This window comes from Helicobacter didelphidarum, assembly GCF_003364195.1.
In the GTDB taxonomy this organism is placed as follows: Bacteria; Campylobacterota; Campylobacteria; order Campylobacterales; family Helicobacteraceae; genus Helicobacter_A; species Helicobacter_A didelphidarum.
Genome location: NZ_NXLQ01000002.1, coordinates 167182 through 185894, shown reverse-complemented (window position 1 = coordinate 185894; position 18713 = coordinate 167182). Strand labels below are relative to the sequence as shown.

Genomic DNA, 18713 nt, shown 5'->3' with positions numbered 1-18713 from the left:
GGAAGGTTTTCACTAAAAAACTTTTAAATATTTTATATTGGTAAAATAGCATATTGATTATTTCAAGGATTTGATTATGGAACGACAACAATTAAAATCAGGAGATGTTGCACCAAATTTTAGCTTACCTAATGAGGATAATGTTGAAATTGCATTGCAAGACATTGTAAATTATACGATTGTGCTTTATTTCTATCCGAAGGACAATACAAGCGGTTGCACAACACAAGCACAAGAATTTAGTGCATTAAAGAAAGAATTTGAGGCACTTAATGTTGTTATTATTGGCATTAGTCCAGATAAATCCGAGACACATAAGAAATTCATAGACTCTCATAGTTTAAATATTATTTTATTGAGTGATGTTGAAAAAAAAGTTGCTACAAAGTATCATGCTTATGGTAAAAAGCTTATGTATGGAAAAGAAGTTCAAGGGATTATTCGTAGCACTTTTATTATCAAAGATAATAAGATTATAGAATCATTTTATAATGTAAAAGCAAAAGGTCATGCACAAAAAATCTTAGACTTTCTGACAGCATATAAGCATTAATTTTTCTTGATAGAATTTTGTGAGTGTTTTATTTAGCAGGTTTTTTATTGTTTGCATTACAATGATTTGTATTTTAAGATTTTAGACTAAAAAAGATTCTATTATTTCAATACTTTAAGGGTATTTCAGATTCTTAATCTTTTCTTCGACATTTTTTATTACCCAATTTGGTGTGCTAGCCCCCGCACTGATACCACAAATATTTTTACTTTCAAACCATGAAGGTTGAATGTCATTTTCATTTTCTACAAGATAGCTATCTGGGCAATGTGTTTGTGCAATATAGAAAAGTTGTTTTGTATTAGCAGAGCTTTTACCACCAACAATTACCATTATATCAGCCTTTTGACTAAGATTTCTTGTTGCCTCTTGATTCTCAAAAGTTGCATTACAAATTGTATTGAATACGCGCACTTCAAGAGAGTTTGTAACCAAATATTGCACAATTTCTGCAAACTTCTCAATTTGCTTTGTTGTCTGTGAAACAATAGCAATTTTTTTTGGTATTTTGCCAATTTCTTTTAAAGATTCTATATTTGCAATCACAATTGGAGTTTTTATACTATAACTCATTACACTGCGAACTTCTGGGTGGTTCTCATCTCCAAAAATGATAATGTCATATCCATTGTTGCTCATTTCTTCAACAATTTTTTGTGGTTTTGTTACAAAAGGGCAGGTCGCATCAGTGATAGAGACCCCTTTTTGTTTTAAAGTTTCTAAGTTTTGCTTTGTGATTCCATGTGTGCGAATAATCACACTTTTACTTTGTCCAAGATTGTTAATATTTTCTTGCACTTTTACACCAAAATTCTTTTCTAATCTACTAATTTCAAGAGGATTATGAATAAGTGGACCCAAGGTAAGTGTATTAGGGTTTGTTTGTGCAATTTTTTCTGTAATTTTAATTGCTCTTTTTACACCAAAACAAAACCCATATTTTTCTGCCAATATAACTTCCATAAATAGTCTCCATTTAAATTCTTTATTGAGTGGAATCTTACAGATAAAAAATGATATTTTGAATAATCTTTTCTTATTTTTAAAAATTTAATAATCTTTAGGCTTCTACATAGCTACTATAAAAATTACTTTTCACCGCGTAATTGATATGTAATATCTCCTGCACCAAGCCCCACAATGATTCCAGAATCTAATTTTTTTATTATATTATTGTGTTCATCAAATAGCGTGAGATATTTGTCATGTCTTTGCACTTTATTGGCAAGGATAGGATTGTTTGCAGAAAAGAGTTGCTTGAAATCAAAATACATTTCTTCTTCACCTGCTGCCCAAACAGGTAAAATAATAAACTCATCACAATCTTTAAAGCACTTACAGAATGCTTCTAAATTATCACGAAAACGAGAATATTTGTGTGGCTGAAAGATTGCTGTGATTTTTAGTGATTTATTATCTTTATTGTAATGATGTTGGGAGATATTGTTTTGTAACTCAATATTTTCTTGTAATAATTTTGCATAAATTTTTACCGCATTGAGCGTTGCTGTAATTTCTGTTGGGTGATGTGCATAATCATCAATAATGCAAGGTGTGTGTGATGAAAGGTGTTGCAAAATATCAAAACGTTTCTTAATACCTTGAAAATGTAGAATATGTGTTCGAATTGATTCTATATCAATAATATCAATCGCACTTAAAATTGCTATACTTGCATTCACAATATGATGTTCCCCAATACCATAAATGCTAAATTCCCCAAAATCTCGTAGTTCAAAATTAGTATATGGTTTCAAATCACGCAACGTAAAGCAAATATTTCTTACATCTTCTTTTATATCAAAGCATTCAATATTTTTTTCATGTCTTTTGTGTGTTTTATTATTTAAGGATTGATTTGTTGTCTTGTGTGGTAAAAAACCATACTCATGCACTAGGCGATTATAAATCTCTTTTGCAACGGGACACCCCACATTGATAACAGCATCTTTTGAAAGTTTGAGAAATTCTAAATATGCATTTTTAAGCTCCAAAAAATCATGATTATAACTTTCTAAATGTTCTGCTTCTATATTTACAACAATACTTTTATAGGGATTAGAATTTAAAAAGCTTTTGTCGCTTTCATCTGCTTCAAACACAAGCCATTTATCATTTGAGACACGCACATTTGAATCAAACTCTTTACTAATTGCACCTATGATCGCCCCACTATCAGATAATATTGCTGCTAAAATCGCACTCGTGCTTGATTTACCATGTGCTGCACAAATACTTAACACTTTTTTTTCGCTTAATAAGATTTTTAATGCCTCTTTACGGGATAAAATTTGTTTTTTTAGTTTTCTTGCTTCTTGAATCTCAATATTAGAATCTTTAATAATTGCTGAATGTATAATTAAGTCTTTATCTGCGATAATATCACGATTGTGTGGAATAGTAATGGATATACCATTCTCTTGCAAACCTTTTGTGATTGAAGTAGCCATAATATCAGATCCGCTCACGATTGCACCTTGCACCTTTAGAAAACGAGCTAGACCACTTACACCAATTCCACCAATTCCTATAAAATGAACTTTAAGTTTGTGAAAATTCATAAAACACCTTAATTAAGTTATTGTTATAAAAATATATTATAATGTTTTTTTATAGTTTTGTTGTCATATTTTTGTCTGTGGAACAAGTTTCTTGCAATTATTTTTTATATATTATTTTATTCTTAAATTTTTCCATAATGAAATATCTGCTATAAGAATATGAAGTAAGTAATAAAATAGTTTCTAGAATGAAGTTTTCATACCATTATAAAGTGAAAAGGACTATTGCAACACGAATGCAAATAATATAATTTCTGCACAACTATTATGAATGTAGGGTGATGAAGAAATAAAGATTTTATAAAATATTATATAGAGGTTAAATAGTAAGTATTTCACCTTTTTCAAGTTTTTGTATTGCATTGCGTAGATGAATAATATTTTGAATCTTTTCATTTCCATTTAATGTGGTATTATTGAGTGTATTTTGTAGTGTTTCTTTTGCATATTTGAGTAAAAAAATTCTGATTTGTTCTTCAAATTCTACCTGTTGAAGATTTTGAACATTACTTTTAAATTGTAATGCAATAATGAGTTCGTCATGTTGTTTGCCTTGCGTAATTAACTCAAATTCATGTGCATATTTTCGGAAATGTTTTTTATCAAGGAAATTCAATGCAAAGAAAAAATATTCGCTACTTTTTAACATATTAATTAAAATATTTTCTTCTGCATAATCGTGAGAATCTTTATAAGTGTGAGGTTGTATAAGTTCTTGTTTTCGCATTCTTTTTGTTGTAATATAGATAGGATCAACTTGTAATAAAATTGCACATTTTCTCCTATATTCATCTTGTAAAAGTGGGCTTAAAGAATGTAAATATTCAAGACATAACTTGAGTGCCTGCTCTTTTTGGATTGGATTATTTATATCAAATTCACTAATAATTTTTTCTAATACAAATTCGACAAAATTCTTTGCATTTTCTAGTTCATGTTGAAATTCATTTATTTTATTTTGCAAGATCATATCTGCAGGATCAAGTCCATTTTTTAGCAATATAACACCCCCATCTTTACTATTTTGAGAGAGGAATTTTGCAGCTTTAAAAGCTGCATTTATCCCTGCAACATCTCCATCATAACACATAAGAATACGAGGATTATCTTTGTTTAATAAATGAAGATGTCCTTCATTTAATGCTGTACCAAGTGTTGCAACAGTGTTTTTAAAACCAGCTTGATGTAGCATAATAACATCGATATAGCCTTCACACACAATTAAATATTTTTCTTTGTAGATAGCTTGTCGTGCAAGATGATAGCCGTAGAGAATCTTTGATTTATTAAAAATTTTACTTTGCGGTGAATTAAGGTATTTTGCAATATTTTTTTCCTCACTTAATGTCCTGCCACCAAATCCCACAACAACACCATTACCAGAATGAATAGGAAAAATAATGCGATTAGTAAATTTTGCATACGCCCTATCATTACCTTGAGAAATAATTCCACATTCTAGTGCTTCGTTATAATCATAATGATGTTCATCAAGGAACTTTATGGTTTCATAACTCATGCCGCTATAGCCTAATTCAAACTTTTTTATAGAATCTTCGTTGATTCCGCGAGAAGTGAGATATTGATATATGTCTTGATGCTTAAAAAGTTTATTATGATAAAAAAGTGTTAAGGTAGGTAGCAGATTGCTTTTTTTCTTAAAATTTCCTTGTTCATATTCAAGTGTAATGTTAAATAAGTTTGCAATTTTTTGCAAAGCATCTTGGAATTCTAATCGTTCATACTCCATAACAAATTTTATTGCATTACCACTTGCACCACAGGCATGACAATGATAGAGTCCTTTTTGTTGGCTAATTGACATGCTGGGTGTTTTGTCATCATGAAATGGACATAAAGCCATGAAATTTGCTCCAGATTTGCGAACATTTATATAATGGTTAATTAAATCTACTATATCAACATTATCATGAAGTCTTTGTAAGCTTGCCTGTGTAACACCCATAGAATCTCCTAATGTGAATCCTCAATATTCAATATATTATAATAAATTCTTCTTAAGATTTAAGCAAGTTACTTTCTTTAAAATGAACAAAAAATTCTTTTCTTGTTATCAATGGATCATACACTCAAAATTAATAATATTTATAGAATATTTATTTGAAAAAAGAGGACCTATTACAGATTGTTCTATTCTTAAGTCTTGAAGTTAGTGATTCTATCAACAAATAACAATACACTTAGCAAGTTATAGCATTATCCTAGATTTCTATTAAATTTGATAAAATAGGTTGTTGTCTATGGTTGTTGTTTTTTGAAATTTCCAAAAAACCATAGTATTCTTTTGCTTCATTATATTAATATTTTATTATTTTTCATTTAAATATTTATGTTATCCTAATTACATGAGTGATTTAATTAGAATACTGATAATGATAAAATTTTATACAGAATGAGAATTTGATATTCTATTGTAGAAAATGTAGCTTTTGTAATCATTGAATTCTAAAAAATTATCATAAAAATGTGTGTAATACAAGGTGTAAATGAATGAATGAAATCATTTTGTGCATTGATGATGAGGAAGACATACTTGATTTAATTGAACTCAACCTAAATAACGCATTTAATGCAAATGGATATGAGGTAATTGGTTGTCTTAATGCTGATATGGCAAGGCGTTTTTTACAAAAAGAACATATCGCACTTATTTTAGTTGATCGTAATCTTGTAGGTGAGGATGGATTAGATTTTATCAAAGAAATAAAAGAATCGGGCTATGATGTTCCAGTTATTATTGTAAGTGCACTCTCACTTTTTGCAGATCGAGTGAAAGGGTTGCATTATGCTGATGATTATGTAACCAAACCTTTCAATTTCGAAGAACTTATTGCAAGAATACAAGCTGTTCTAAGACGTTATAAAAAAGATGTAACTAGAAATATTATTAAATATAAAAATATTAGTTTAGAAATAAGTAACAAAGAATTATTTATTGAGAATGTAAATATCCAATTAAGTCCTTTGGAAACTCGCATAATGCAGTGTTTTATGGAAAATGCAGGTAAAACATTAAGTAGGGACTTTTTTCTTAAGAATGTGTGGGATAAAAAAACAAATCATCAAGAAAATAGTGTGAATGTTGCCATAAAGAGACTTCGCAAAAAAATAGAAAAAGAAAACAAGGAGATAAAAATTAAATCTGTCAGAAATGAGGGATATAAGTTATGCTGATTCCATGCATAGTTTTTATTACATCTATTTTATTAATCCTCTTTGAATATTATGAATCCGCAGTTATTATTAATATGATAGGATTTATTTTTACCCTTATCACTTTTTCTAAAACAAAACAAATCATGCAAGAACAAAAGCTGATAAAAGATAATACAATAAGTTCTACTAAAGCAGCATTAAATATATTAACACAGAAAAATTTTAATACAATTAATCTAAAATCTTTAAAAAAAGAGAATAATCCTTATACAAATGAATTAAAGGCTTTAAGCGAGGAGATGCAAAAACAGCAAAATAGAATCCGAAAACGAACGCAAAAATTACATGAGAAGAATATGCAAAGTATGCAACTTCTTTCTGCAATATCGCATGAAATTAAAAATCCTCTAAGTATTATTCAAGCAAGTATAGAGACAATATTATTACAACCCACAATTGATGATTCTATGCGTAATAAACTTTTAAATCGCATTGTTCTTTATAGCAAGAAAATTAATGCTTTGCTTAATAAACTCTCGCTTAGTCAAAGTTTAGAACATAGTATAATTACCGTGAAAATGGAAACTTTTGATATTAAAGTCCTTTGTGAAGATGCCATTGATGGTTTTAAAAATTATTTGTTAAAAAATGTTTATAAAGAAAAAAGAATTATTGTAAAGGGGGAAAATAGAGAAATTTTTGCGGATAAAATATTAATTGAACAAGTTTTGAATAATCTGATTTATAATGCATTAAAATACGCGAATACACAAGTTCTTGTGATAATCAAAGAATCTTATATAGAAGTTATTGATGATGGTGATGGCGTTAATAAGGCTGAATTACATCAACTTACAAAGAAGTTTTATCAAGGAACAAATGCAAAAAAAAATGAACATTCTTTAGGCTTGGGGTTATTCATTGTAAAAGAAATAGCAAAAATCCATAATGTGAAAATTGAATTTTTTACACGAAAAAATAAAAAAGAAGGATTATGTGTTCGTTTTTATATTTAAATATAAGTTTTATTGCAAGGTATAAAAATTGTATTTTTAAAGTATTTTTTAAATATTATTAAAGATTATTCTTCCCTAAGATTTTGTGTATGATGCAATGAAAATAGTAAATATACCCAATAAAGCTAAAGCTACAATTAGTGGTAAAATCCCAGAAGCTTCCAAAACAATAATGGGTAAGATACTCTTAACTCATTGATAACTCATTTGTCATGATTTAGAATTCTAAGATACATACCAAAGTATTTATAAGTAAAGATTTTGATAAATTTACAAATTTTCACATGTCTGATATTTCATAGTTTTCTTCTATGAAATGTTTATTAAGAATATTAAGCACAAAAAATTAATATACTTCATAATATATCAGAACTTTATTAAATGTAGCCAATATGGAGACAATATACAAAATCATTAATAATGCACGATGATTACGAGGAAGGATAATATCAACAAGCCTTGAGCCAATAAGGACACCAATCAATGAAAAAGATCCAATGATTAATCCAGCGTGTAAAATATTTTGTTCCATGATTCCATGATTAAGGAATGATGTTGTTCCAGATATGGAAGCACATGCAATAAAAAATAAAGAAAGAGGAAGGATTTTTTTTGCATCAAAGCCAAGATATTGCATAAGAAGAGGCATGAGTAATACACCACCTCCAATACCCAATGAGATTGCAAAAACTCCTGTCAATGCACCAATTATGATAAGTGTAAAAATCTTTTTTTGTGTTGAAAGTATAACTTGAGCGGGTGTGCCTTTTATACTAAAGGCAAACTTATAAAAAGTAATGAGGCTAACGACAAGAAAAAGAAGTGTTAAATGTTTCGAACTAATATTATCAACCAAAATACCACTGAAAGCAGCACCAATTAATCCCCCTAAACCTAAAAATATAGCGTCTTGAAAATCCAACTTTTTTTTATAAATATTAAAAATGGTGCCAAATACAGAGGAAAAAATCATTTGCATAACAGAAATTGCAATAGCTTCATGTGTTGAGAAGTTAAATTGTGGTAAAATATAGTGTCCATATAGCATTGCTGGAACAATAATCATACCACCACCAAGTCCAAATAACGAAGCAAGACAACCTGTAAAAATGCCTAATACTGCTAAACATAAAAATTCCATAGCTCAAGTATAACAGAAAAAGTAAAGAATCTCTTGAAGAATCTCAAAAATATTTTACTTTCTATAACTTTTGATACAAAAAAGAGTAAAATTGGAATATATAAAAGTTTGGATTATCTTTCAGAAATTTTTATACTTATAGAAATTATCTAAAATTTTGTTGTGCAATGTGAGACAATGTATAGTTATATATTATTGCGGTTATTTATTAATATTTTTTATGTGATTTATAGTAAAATTATTAAAAAAAGGATTATTATGCGTTTTGGTAAGATAGAATATTTAAATCTCTTAGTTTTTGATATATTTGTGAAACAATATCCTACCTCATCATATTTTAAAATAAATTTCAATCTTAAAAAAAGCTACCCTGCGAAATTAAATAGAGATTTTCTTTTTCATCGTATAGATGCCGGATTTATATCATCGATTGCTGGTATGAAATCATATAGGAGAAAAAAAACTTGCAATGCTGGAATTATTGCAAATAAAGAGGTTTGGAGTGTGCTTGTATTACCTCTAGATTCTAAACGAGATTATCAATCTGCAACTTCAAATGCACTTTCCCAAGTTTTAAATCTCAAAGGCGAAGTTCTTATTGGTGATAGGGCATTGCAATACTATTTTCAACAAACAAAAAAAGAAATAAAGACAGCTAATAATTCTCAAGTAGAATATAAAAATAAGAAAAATATTATGCAATACAATCAAGATTCTATGCAGTTTCTTTCGTTAGCATTAAATGAGTATGCATTACAAGATTTTACTGATATGGCACATGTATGGTATAGTAAAACGAAATTACCATTTGTTTTTGGGCAAATGTGCTTTAATCAAAATGGGATTTTTTATAATAAGATGATAGAATCTTTTTGTAAAAAACTTGGGCAAGGCAAGAATTTTAAGGGTATCAAAGTGCCTCATTATATTCTTATGCAACGTATTAAAAGTCTTAATATTACAAAACAATTTGCACAAGAATACCTTAAAAGAATCTATTATAAAATTGGGAGCAAGGAATATATTGCATTATTACGATTTTATAGAGAGTTACGATTAAAGCAGATTAAACCACCAAAAAGATTCTAAGATATTGACTTACTAAACTACCCCATCTTCATAAAAAGGACTTGTTTTTTATTGAATCTAGTTTTATAAAATATACTTTTTAGTTTGTAATAGAACATATATAACGGGATTTAAAAGGTTGATGAACCAAAAGAATAAAGAGTTTAAAATAGAAGCAAGAGATAAAGCTTTTGTTATAAAAAATGATAAGTTTGTCAGCAATAATACAGGGATTTTGGTCAAGATAAAAGTAAGTGGGGGGGCTAACCTGAAAGATAAAAAGACTTGCAAGATAAGCAACCACCACATCAAAACAAGATTGTTACCATTGAAAAGAACAAGGAAAGTCAAACTTCAAGATGAATATAAGTCTTTTTAATTATGATTGTATTGTGAACATAATAAACTTAACAATATCTTAAATTGATCATAAAACTATAAAAATATGAATAGTTTTAATTATATTTTTAAAGATTGTATTGCCTGCATTCGATTAGTTTGTTTAAAGATATAATTTCCTGCCACAACAATATCAACTCCAGCATTTTTCAGTGATTGAATATTGCTATCATTGACCCCGCCATCAACTTCAATCAAACATTGTGCATTATACATTACAATCATTTCTTTTAAATCTGTTATTTTTCTTAACATTGATTCTATAAATTTCTGTCCCCCAAAACCAGGATTCACACTCATAATAAGCACCATATCAATATCATTAAGAATATATTTTAATCCTTCAAGACTCGTGTGAGGATTGAGGGCAATCGCAGGGCTAATATTATAAGAACGTATCTTTTGTATAATGCGATGCAAATGTTTTTCTGATTCAATATGCACACTCATGTATTTTGGGTGCAATGGTGCATAAAGATTGATGAAAAAATTTGCATTCTCAACCATAAAATGAATATCAAGAGGAATTGGTGTAAGCAATGGAATTTGTTCTAAAACACAAGGTCCAAGAGTCATGTTTGGAACAAAATGCCCGTCCATGACATCAACATGCAATAGATCGCAACCACCATCGACAACACTTCTAATATCATCTTCTAAACGTAAAAAATTCGCCGATAAAAGACTTGGGGCAACTTTTATCATTTTTTCTTTTTCAATCGCATTATTTGCAAAATATTTCTCATCTTCATTTTGAGAATCTTCATTCATATTTCTTAATGATAATTTTGCTAAACCCTCTATATCATGAGCTTCTTTTAGCGAACTTAAGAGTTTTTCAAATTTTGGGTTTAATCCAAGCATAAATATTCCTTAATACTAGGGCTTCATTGAATAAATAATATTATATCATAATAGAATCTTTTTTTAATTGTTAAATCCTTGCAAAAATAAAGAATCTTGTTAATTTAAGAATATATTTTAGTTAATACAATAAATTTATTTTGTATGAGGTAATAATATGGAATCTATATTCTATAAAATATAACAACTTGTTTAGTACGCAATCAAGACATAAGTTATTTCTCAATCGCAACAACACCACTACGAATAATTTCTTTTGGCATAAAATTGCGTAAAGATTGCACTAAAGATTTGATATTATGACTCTCTCCGCTCACACTATAAATAATATTTTTCTCACTCCAACTAACTATTTTTCCCCCAGACGCATTGATTAACGCACTAATTGTCCCAATTTTTTCATTATTTTCAAATTTAATTAATACAATTTCCTGAGTGATAATTTCATAATTTTCAACCACATTTAAAACCGGAATTACCTTATGAAGTTGTTTAATAATTTGTTCCAATATTTTTTCGTCTCCACGAGTTGCGATTGTAATACGAGAAAGATTACTATCAGGCAATGGGGCAACCGTTAAACTATCAATATTATATCCACGACCTGCAAATAACCCTGAGATTCTCGCCAAAACACTATGTTCATTAATAACCGTGATACAAATAATTCTTTTTTGCATTCTCTTTCCTTATTCTAATATCATTTTATAGAGAGGATTTCCTCCAGGAACCATAGGTAAAACAATTTCATCTCTATCTACCCATACATTTATCAAACTTACTTTATCACTCTCAAGTGCAATTTGTAATACTTCTTGAAACTCTTCTTTCGTATGTGCCTCCAATCCCAATGCACCAAAGCTTTGTGCAAGAAGTGTAAAATTTGGCTGCGTTAAATCAACATGGGAAAGTCTCTTTTCATAGAAGAAATCTTGCCATTGTTTTACCATACCAAGATAACCATTATTTAAGATAATATTAATTGTTTTGATACGAGATTCTACACAAGTCATAAGCTCTTGAATATTCATTAATATTCCTCCATCACCATTAAAACTTAGTGCTACTTTTTCTATGCCATATTCTTTTTTTATCTCTTCAAGTGCTACATATACCCCCATATTTGCTGGCATACCAAAACCCATTGTTCCAAGCCCCCCACTTGTAATAAATTGTCTTTTTGCGGTAAAAGGATAAAATTGAGCAACCCACATTTGATGTTGTCCTACATCTGTTGTGATAATCACCTTATCTCCTAATATTCTCCCCGTTTCTTCAATAACCCATTGTGGTTTTAAAAGCGGTTTGATAGATTTCCCTTCTTTTTTTACAATACATGAAGATTCTGTATTTTCACAGTCTTCATACCTTAATGGATGGATATTATTCCATTTTTTTAGTTTAGTAATCCATATTTCCCGTTCCTTAAGAATTTCTTCTTTTGGTAATTTATCTTGCAATTCTGTAATAAGATCATGTAATATAAGTTTTAAATCCCCAACAATTGGATAATTTACATCAATAATTTTCCCAATAGAACTTGGATCTACATCAATGTGAGCAATCTTTGCAAATTTTGCAAATTCACTGACTTTACCTGTTACTCTGTCGTCAAACCTTGCACCAAGGCAAATGAGTAAATCGCATTCGCTCGTTGCCATATTTGCACTATAAGTGCCATGCATACCCAACATTCCTAAGAAATTTGGGTTACCCTGTGTAACTCCTCGTGCCATAAGTGTTTCTACACTTGGAATCTGGGTAATTTCTAACAAAGTTTTGATTTCATCATAACTATCTGAAATAACTGCACCACCGCCAATATAAAAAAGTGGATTACGGGATTCTAATATAATATTTGCGAGTTTTTTAATTTGTCGTATATTGCCTTTTGTGGTGGGTTTATAACTTGCTAAAGAAATACTATTTGGATAGTGAAAATCTGCAACTTGTGCACTAATATCTTTTGGAATATCTACAAGCACTGGTCCTGGTCTGCCACTTCTCGCAATATAAAAAGCTTCTTTTAGGATTCTGGGCAAATCATGAATATTTTGCACAAGATAGTTATGTTTTGTGCAAGGACGAGAGATTCCAACAGCGTCAATTTCTTGAAATGAGTCTGAACCAATTTGTGTAAGAGGAACTTGCCCACTAATGATAACAAGTGGAATAGAATCTGTAAAAGCAGTGGCAATTCCTGTTACAGCATTTGTAAAACCAGGTCCAGAAGTAATAATTGCCACCCCAACTTTTCCACTTGCTCTCGCATATCCATCTGCTGCATGTATTGCAGCTTGCTCATGTCGTGTAAGAATATGACGAAAATAACTCTGTTTATAAATTTCATCATAAATATTTAGAACTGCACCACCAGGATAACCAAAGATTACTTTCACACCCTCCAAATGTAGTGCTTCTACTAGCATAGCTGATCCGTTCATTTTATTATTTGAAATTACTTCCATTATTTAATCCTCATTGTCATGGTAATATTTTCTATATTTTAACACAGAATCAATACAAAAATATATTATATACAACATTCTCAAGAAATGCAATTTATTTTAAAATTTATTATTTTATTTTTAAAGTATGATACAATAACGCTTATAAAATAAAAATTAAAAGTGATTTACTATAAACTTGGAGAGAAGTCTTGTGAAACATTTACTTTTGGTAGCTGATGGTGATATTGCTTTACATTTTCTGCACAAAATTATTAATGGATATTCTAGTAACAATTTTTATATCGTCCTCTATAAAGATTCACGATTTCTTCCCAAAGAAATCCCAAGCACATTTAGATTCTATGAATGTGATTATACTTCATCATTTCGTCTTGATAATATTCTTGCTGATGATGATATAAGTGATGCTTTTATAGTGTTACAAGACGAACAAGAAAGTAATATGGTCTATGAGTATTTGCGCAAAAACTACAAAAAGGCTCGTATTATTCATTGTGTTCATACACTCAATGATTATCTCGAAAGTTTAAATCAAAAGGATTCTAACCTTGTATTGATTACCGAAACAAATGCGATGGCTTCACGACTTTTATTAAGAGTGCCAAATGTTCCAATTATTCCTCGTGGATTTGGTTTAGAAAAAGGTGAGGTAATGGAAATTGGTGTTCCAAGTGGAAGTATATTTGCCCATCGTCAAATTAACACAATTAGACAGACAAATTGGCGAATTGTTGGAATCTATCGTGATGAAAAATTTAAACTTGCTACTTCACAATCTGTAATTTGGCCAGGAGATACACTTTTGGTAGCAGGAGACCCAAAAGTATTACAGACAATTTACTACAAAATTAAGTCTGACATGGGGCAATTCCCATCTCCTTTTGGACGCGAAGTTTGTTTAATTGTAGATATGCGTTTGCAACATAAAGAGAGAATCTTTTTTGATTGTAAAGAGGCAATTTATCTCCATACATATCTTAAAAGCACAAAATTGATAATTAAAGTTTTACACCCAACAGATTTTAATATTATTAAGGAACTAGAAAAATTTAACCAAAGAGATATTGTTGTAACAATAGATTATGATAACGCAAGTTTTATGCAAGTCTTACGCAGTAAGTTTGGTAAAAAAATTGGTTTGATTGTTATTGGTAAAGAGCTTTTTGCAAAAAGAGTGCATCGTCGTATGTTGTGGGCAAGCAAGATTCCTATTTTTTGCACAGCTAAAAATCCAATATGTCCAAAAGAATATAGCAATATGCTTGATCAATATAAGATTTCACTTCAAAAGAATTTTTTACAACCAAATGTTGCTTGTAGTTTTCTTGTTGTGATTGGAGATTCTAAAGAATACTCTGATATTTCAACACTCATTTTTGATATTAGTAAGCAACTTTGCATTGATGTGTTGGTATATAATTTTGACCCAGATAATCATTTTGATAATGAAATTGAAGGAGAATTTAATGAACTTTCCAGAATTTTTGATAGAAAATTTACTATTGAACGAAGTGGGTCGCAAAATCCAATACCATATTTGCAGACGTCGCAAAATCCTGTTTTACATTTTTTACCATTTAGTTCTGCTGTTACAAAAGGAAAGATTCACTTACTTCTAGGAACAAATACTGGAACATTAGCTTTTATGACAAATACCAATCCACAATTTTTCTTACCACTTAGTAGCGATGTATAGTTAATGATAACAATAAATGTTCTCTTCAAAATCTCAAGCCATTATTGTAAAATTAAATAATTGCATGTTAAAAATCATCTTATGTGCAAAAAAAGGTATAATATGCAACGCACAAAGAGTTTATCTCAAGATTCTATGCAGAGTAATGTAGCAAATAAAAAGTCTAATAATGCATTCAAGAAAAAACTCCGTAATAAAAAAGATTTAAAATTTTTTTTAGACACACAATATACATCTTTTAATGCACAAAAGTATCTTTATGTTTATCCGGACCCTCTCATGGTGGTTTATCGGTATAAGGATTTTCAATATTTTGATGAAGTAGCTTTTATTTGTGCAATTTATTCATATGGAAATGCTACATTGATTGTGAAGAATCTTGGTGAAATGCCTTTTTCATTTCTTTTAGATTCTAAGGCATTGCAAACAAGCACCGCAGAATGTTTTCCTTACTATCGTTTCCAAACAAGGCAGGATACACGAACTTGCTTTCTTATCATTTCGCATCTCATTTCTCTTGGTGGGATAAAACAAATATTTCTGCAAGGATACAGAAAAAACCATAATATACTTGATGGTATCCAGGCATTACAAAAACAATGTTGGGATTTTATTCAGAAACATCAATTACAAACGCATGGTATTGAATTTTTATTTGGAAATCCCAATATAAACACCTCGCCACTTAAACGTTATAATATGTTTTTGCGTTGGATGGTAAGAAAGGATAGTATTGATTTTGGTTTATGGAGTGAAATTCCATGCCATGCTTTATTATTGCCACTTGATACACATACTTTCAAAATAGCAAAAATGCTTGGACTTTGCACCACAAAATCATATAGTCGTAAAGCAGTCCTTGAAATAACAAATAATCTCAAAGATTTTGATTCACAAGATCCTATTAAATATGACTTTGCACTTTATCGTATTGGTCAATTAAAACTCCATTTATCATTATAATAAACAAATTTCTATAATTATAAACATCTCTAGAGTCTTTTTGCAGACTACATAAAAAGCATTATTCTTGCACAGATAATAAAGTAATTTTTAAACATAAATACTTAAAAATAGTGTATAATAGAACCATTCGTGATGATATTCATGAATATATTTTTTTAAATAAGGGAGAAAATATGAGTTATCTCATGCCAATAAGAATTTGGGATAAGTTACAAAAACAAAAAACATTAAGCAATGTATGTGCTAATGGAACATTTAAAAAGATTTCGCTTACATGTCTTTTAGCATTGGGTGTAAATCAAGCTTATGCCGATATAAAACTCACAACTCATGGAAGGTTAAGTCTTGGGTTTTTTGGTAATAGCAATACAATACGAAATCAGGCAATGTTTGGTTTAAATGCATATGTGCGAGCAAATTTTCAACTCAATGAGCATTGGAATGTTGGTATGGGTGCAGCAGGTATTTGGAATGCATTAAGTATGATACCTGGTTATTCTGGCTACAATAATATGAGTATGGCAACAGGTGATGTGGGAGATATTTATTTTGCGTATAATAGAGGTGGTTTTAAAATTGTTGCTGGTCGTTATAATGTTGATATAGGTCCAACCATTGTTCGCACAACTGATTTTGTGAATGGTCCTTTACAGGGAATTAGTCTGCAATGGATTCCTAAAAATTCTTCACCATTTAGAATGTGGTTTAGCTACATCAACTCATTTCTTGACAATGGTTATTTACCTGGTAGAATTGGTTCTGATTTATATATGCTTAATCCATATTTTTATGGCGGTAAAATAAAACTCGGTGGCGAAGTATTTTTATTTGGTGCAGATTTTGATAAGGGTATTGGTAAGAGTGGGCATCGTATATTTTTTGCCCCATGGGTGCTTTTTAATACAAAAGCTCCAGCAACCAACCCAAGTCGGGGTTTTGTTTTTGATCCACTTGCTCAAGTGGGTGTAAAGGCTCGTTTTATTTATAATATTAATGAGGCATGGCAATCTCTTACTGGAGGGAATGCATTATTCCAATATGGAAATGGTGTTACAAGTGGAACAATAGCTGATGATTTATTGGGTGTTTTTATTATTGACGAAGAGATAAAATATGTAAGAAAACGCGTCAATAGCAACGGAAAGGAATATGTAGATTATTCTATATCTGCTGGTCTTGGGTTTAGGGGTATTTTTGGCAATCAAGCTTCAAGGTTTTTCTGTATTAATGATAGAACAAGATTCTATGGAAAATTTCTTAACAATGCTATATATGGTATAGGTGGCACTTGGACTGCATATGCTTTTGCAAAAATGGAACATAGAATCTTTGATGTGCACTTAATGCTCGGTGGTGGGAGTTATAGTGAAATTAGTCTTGCTGGATCATGGAAAGCGTATCGTCAAAATCGTAATAGTGGTGAGGGACAAACATTAGGTTTTGATATAGGTGCTGGTTATTCTTGGGCATATTCAAGCGTGGGTGCTATTGGTGGTGGAAATAACCATGGATTTATGGTCTTTGGTAAATTGTTTTACTAATTTATTTCCATAAAACTTATTTTATATTGAAATTGCATATCATCTACATAAAATTAGAGAAATATGCAATTTTATATTCTCAAATAATATTTAATCAACTACAAAGATGATTATTTACTACGCATTGTATCTTCTGCTGTTTTTAAAAGATCGGTAAGGGGAATACGATATTGTTCGTATTGCAATCGTTCTTTTTCATCTAATAAACGCCAAGTATATCCACGATGTAGCATATAATACTTATCGAGTGCCCCAACGAATTCTATTGTATTATGATCTTTTACAATAATCTTTCCATAGTAAAACTTGCAATTGTTGAAGTTATAAATAATTCCATCGACAAAATGTCCCTTACCATTTTTTTTGTAACCATATGCCCAAACATTGCCAACACTTGTGCGATTGCGTAAATCAGCATTTTTATTGCAAGTATCCTTTAGAGGATCTGCCTCCAAATTTTTTAAACCATAGATATAATAAACATTGTTATACTGAAATATTTCAACAATGCTTTGTCCGCCCTCTGTACCCTTGTGGGTAAGGTATATTCCCTCAATCCCATAAGTTATACTTGAAGCTAATACCCAAGTATATAAAAAGAATATTTTTTTATTGATAAAATTTAACATGTAATACCCCTAATTACAAAGAAATTTTAATTATCTCGACAGGAACTTTTACAACAACTTTATACACTTTCTTATATTGAAATGCTTTATCATTTAAACCACCAGCATGCACATCATTTGGAAAAAAAATACATAAACAAGATGGATAAGATAAGATTTTATTGCATTTTTGTGCTTTATAGACAATTAAATCTTTTGAAGCATCGTAGGAATTTTGTATCGTAAAATTTTTACAATCACCTATCATAAAACATTCATTGTGCTTAATTGTGAGCTGAAAATCAATATATTTCTTATGTGTCTCAAAAAAAGCTTGTTTAAAAGGTTTAAGTGAATAGGTTTGTAGAATAGCAAAGATTCCATTACTTAAATCAATATGTTTGTTTGTTTTAAAGGATTTTTTATCATATTGCCCATCCATACAAGATTGTAAGAAATTATATACCCCATGTAATGGATCTTTTTGCAACAATGCACCCTTAAAATTTTCAAGCGTTGTAACAATCGCCATATTATCCCCACAAAGAAAGAAACTTTGTTAAATACTTATTATATCATAAAATAGCTTTAGTTTGCTTAAAAGATATATAAAATTCAAACAAATACAGAAGTTATTGAGAATCTTAGTAAT

Annotated in this window: 17 protein-coding genes; 8 read left to right on the top strand and 9 right to left on the bottom strand. The window is 29.8% G+C overall.

Annotated elements, in window-relative coordinates:
* Nucleotides 1–76 precede the first annotated feature (76 nt).
* Nucleotides 77–553: a thioredoxin-dependent thiol peroxidase gene (gene bcp / locus CQA53_RS02295; RefSeq protein ID WP_115542403.1), complete on the top strand. Its 477-nt coding sequence runs from the start codon at nt 77–79 to the stop codon at nt 551–553.
* 114 nt (nt 554–667) lie between these two features.
* On the opposite strand, the gene CQA53_RS02290 is transcribed toward bcp, so the two are convergent.
* The 3 genes from CQA53_RS02290 to dnaG form a co-directional block, all read right to left on the bottom strand.
* Nucleotides 668–1516 carry a 4-hydroxy-3-methylbut-2-enyl diphosphate reductase gene (locus CQA53_RS02290; protein ID WP_115542402.1) on the bottom strand — a complete coding sequence of 283 codons (849 nt, stop codon included), beginning with the start codon at nt 1514–1516 and terminating at the stop codon, nt 668–670.
* Nucleotides 1517–1641: 125 nt separating this feature from the next.
* The gene (gene murC / locus CQA53_RS02285) at nt 1642–3114 is read right to left on the bottom strand and encodes a UDP-N-acetylmuramate--L-alanine ligase (RefSeq protein ID WP_115542401.1); all 1473 of its coding nucleotides are present in this window, start codon (nt 3112–3114) and stop codon (nt 1642–1644) included.
* 319 nt (nt 3115–3433) lie between these two features.
* Nucleotides 3434–5080: a DNA primase gene (dnaG, locus tag CQA53_RS02280; protein ID WP_115542400.1), complete on the bottom strand. Its 1647-nt coding sequence runs from the start codon at nt 5078–5080 to the stop codon at nt 3434–3436.
* A gap of 545 nt (nt 5081–5625) precedes the next feature.
* Between dnaG and CQA53_RS02275 the strand changes: the two genes are divergently transcribed.
* Both CQA53_RS02275 and CQA53_RS02270 read left to right on the top strand, forming a co-directional pair.
* Nucleotides 5626–6309, top strand: coding sequence for a response regulator transcription factor (locus CQA53_RS02275; protein ID WP_115542399.1), 684 nt, complete (start codon nt 5626–5628; stop codon nt 6307–6309).
* A complete protein-coding gene (locus CQA53_RS02270; RefSeq protein ID WP_115542398.1) occupies nt 6303–7307 on the top strand; it encodes a sensor histidine kinase in 1005 nt (334 codons plus the stop codon). The genes CQA53_RS02275 and CQA53_RS02270 overlap by 7 nt, the downstream gene beginning before the upstream one ends.
* A gap of 346 nt (nt 7308–7653) precedes the next feature.
* Here CQA53_RS02270 and CQA53_RS02265 read toward each other — a convergent pair whose 3' ends face one another.
* Entirely contained in the window at nt 7654–8448 is a 795-nt protein-coding gene (locus CQA53_RS02265; RefSeq protein ID WP_115542397.1) for a sulfite exporter TauE/SafE family protein, read from the bottom strand.
* A 258-nt stretch (nt 8449–8706) separates the two neighbouring features.
* Between CQA53_RS02265 and CQA53_RS02260 the strand changes: the two genes are divergently transcribed.
* Complete coding sequence (locus CQA53_RS02260) at nt 8707–9537, top strand: MqnA/MqnD/SBP family protein (RefSeq protein WP_115542396.1); 831 nt, start codon at nt 8707–8709, stop codon at nt 9535–9537.
* A 121-nt stretch (nt 9538–9658) separates the two neighbouring features.
* A complete protein-coding gene (locus CQA53_RS02255; RefSeq protein ID WP_115542395.1) occupies nt 9659–9895 on the top strand; it encodes a hypothetical protein in 237 nt (78 codons plus the stop codon).
* An 80-nt stretch (nt 9896–9975) separates the two neighbouring features.
* Here the strand turns inward: CQA53_RS02255 and rpe are convergent, their stop codons facing one another.
* The 3 genes from rpe to CQA53_RS02240 form a co-directional block, all read right to left on the bottom strand.
* Complete coding sequence (gene rpe, locus CQA53_RS02250) at nt 9976–10617, bottom strand: ribulose-phosphate 3-epimerase (protein ID WP_115542463.1); 642 nt, start codon at nt 10615–10617, stop codon at nt 9976–9978.
* Between the two features lie 377 nt (nt 10618–10994).
* The gene (ilvN, locus tag CQA53_RS02245; protein ID WP_115542394.1) at nt 10995–11459 is read right to left on the bottom strand and encodes an acetolactate synthase small subunit; all 465 of its coding nucleotides are present in this window, start codon (nt 11457–11459) and stop codon (nt 10995–10997) included.
* A 9-nt stretch (nt 11460–11468) separates the two neighbouring features.
* Complete coding sequence (locus CQA53_RS02240; RefSeq protein WP_115542393.1) at nt 11469–13247, bottom strand: acetolactate synthase large subunit; 1779 nt, start codon at nt 13245–13247, stop codon at nt 11469–11471.
* 193 nt (nt 13248–13440) lie between these two features.
* Here CQA53_RS02240 and CQA53_RS02235 point away from each other — a divergent pair, with 193 nt between their 5' ends.
* The 3 genes from CQA53_RS02235 to CQA53_RS02225 all read left to right on the top strand — a co-directional run bounded on the left by CQA53_RS02235 (nt 13441) and on the right by CQA53_RS02225 (nt 17453).
* On the top strand, nt 13441–14946 hold the full coding sequence (locus CQA53_RS02235) for a TrkA C-terminal domain-containing protein (RefSeq protein ID WP_115542392.1): 1506 nt from the start codon (nt 13441–13443) through the stop codon (nt 14944–14946).
* Between the two features lie 102 nt (nt 14947–15048).
* Nucleotides 15049–15909: a TIGR02757 family protein gene (locus tag CQA53_RS02230; protein ID WP_245945581.1), complete on the top strand. Its 861-nt coding sequence runs from the start codon at nt 15049–15051 to the stop codon at nt 15907–15909.
* A gap of 176 nt (nt 15910–16085) precedes the next feature.
* On the top strand, nt 16086–17453 hold the full coding sequence (locus tag CQA53_RS02225) for a hypothetical protein (protein WP_181882323.1): 1368 nt from the start codon (nt 16086–16088) through the stop codon (nt 17451–17453).
* 110 nt (nt 17454–17563) lie between these two features.
* Here the strand turns inward: CQA53_RS02225 and CQA53_RS02220 are convergent, their stop codons facing one another.
* Nucleotides 17564–18082 carry a DUF2147 domain-containing protein gene (locus CQA53_RS02220; RefSeq protein WP_115542391.1) on the bottom strand — a complete coding sequence of 173 codons (519 nt, stop codon included), beginning with the start codon at nt 18080–18082 and terminating at the stop codon, nt 17564–17566.
* A gap of 13 nt (nt 18083–18095) precedes the next feature.
* On the bottom strand, nt 18096–18593 hold the full coding sequence (locus CQA53_RS02215) for a YhcH/YjgK/YiaL family protein (RefSeq protein WP_115542390.1): 498 nt from the start codon (nt 18591–18593) through the stop codon (nt 18096–18098).
* Nucleotides 18594–18713 lie beyond the last annotated feature (120 nt).